This window comes from Stenotrophomonas sp. 3diitr2024 (assembly GCF_042136455.1).
GTDB classification, from domain to species: Bacteria; Pseudomonadota; Gammaproteobacteria; order Xanthomonadales; family Xanthomonadaceae; genus Stenotrophomonas; species Stenotrophomonas sepilia.
Map to the genome: position 1 here is coordinate 1 of NZ_JBHHMJ010000676.1, position 1,346 is coordinate 1,346.

Below are 1,346 nucleotides of genomic sequence, written 5' to 3' on the forward strand. Positions count from 1 at the left end.
GGACCAACGGTCCGCACCTACCGTGGGCAAGGAGCTGTCGCGCATTGACGCTGCAAGGACCAACCCGCCGTCATATCGGTGCGCAGATCCGGGGTTTCCGGGCCCCGGCCGGATCGGCGCCAGCCCTGTGAAACCCTTGTCAGAACGTGATCCAGGACACCTCTGTCATGGTCGTAATACGGCTGTAACAAAAACATCATTTCATAGCCGCATCCGCCGACCACGTCGGCTCTTCCCCGCTATGGAGTGACCATGAAACTGCACTCGGCCGGCCTTGCCGCCCTTTCCCTGGCCATCGCCCTGGGCCTGTCGGCCTGCGGTGGCGACAAGCAGGCCGCGCAGCAGCCGGCTGCCGGCGCTGCCGCTGCCCCCGCCGCTGCCGGTGCCAAGGTGACCGCCGAAGTGTCCGGCGCGGGCGCGTCCTTCATCTTCCCGCTGGTCTCCAAGTGGTCGGCTGACTACAACGCCAGCACCGGCGCCAAGATCAACTACCAGTCGATCGGCTCCGGCGGCGGCATCGCCCAGATCAAGGCTGGGACCGTCGACTTCGGTTCGTCCGACAAGCCGCTGAGCAGCGAGGAGCTGGCCCAGGCCGGCCTGGCGCAGTTCCCGTCGGCCATCGGCGGCGTGGTGCCGGTGGTCAACATCGAAGGCCTGGAAGCCGGCAAGCTGCGCCTGAGCGGCGCCCTGCTGGCCGACATCTTCCTGGGCAAGGTCAAGACCTGGAACGACCCGGCGATCGTCGCCGCCAACCCGGGCGTGAAGCTGCCGGACGGCAAGATCACCTTGGTCCACCGTTCGGATGGTTCGGGCACCACCTTCAACTTCTCCAACTACCTGTCCAAGGTCAGCCCGGAGTGGAAGAGCAAGGTCGGTGAAGGCACCTCGGTGCAGTGGCCGGACGGCGTCGGTGGCAAGGGCAATGAAGGCGTTGCGTCCTACGTGAAGCAGATCAAGGGCTCGATCGGCTACGTCGAACTGGCTTATGCCCTGCAGAACGGCATGCCGTATACCGCCATGCAGAACGCCGCCGGCAACTGGGTCGAGCCGAGCGCGGAAACCTTCGCCGCTGCGGCCGCCAGCGCCGACTGGGCCAGCGCCAAGGACTTCAACCTGGTCATCACCAACGCCCCGGGCGAGCAGGCGTGGCCGATCACCGCAACCAACTTCATGCTGATGCAGAAGCAGCCGAAGGACGCCAAGCGCAACCAGGACACCCTGGCCTTCTTCAAGTGGGCCTTCGAGAACGGCCAGGCCCAGGCCAACGAGCTGCACTACGTGCCGCTGCCGGCTGAACTGGTCAAGCAGATCGAGGCCTACTGGGCGACCGACCTGAAGTGATGGAC

General features: G+C 65.8%; 1 protein-coding gene. It reads left to right on the forward strand.

Translation table 11 applies throughout. The annotated features are described in order from the left end of the window. Positions 1-252: 252 nt before the first annotated feature. Positions 253-1,341, forward strand: coding sequence for a phosphate ABC transporter substrate-binding protein PstS (gene pstS, locus ABGA94_RS17220; RefSeq protein ID WP_005415896.1), 1,089 nt, complete (start codon positions 253-255; stop codon positions 1,339-1,341). Positions 1,342-1,346 lie beyond the last annotated feature (5 nt).

What these genes read in the sequence shown, in the direction of transcription:
- pstS (WP_005415896.1), top strand. Translation starts at nt 253, where the DNA reads ATGAAACTGCACTCGGCCGGCCTTGCCGCCCTTTCCCTGGCCATCGCC.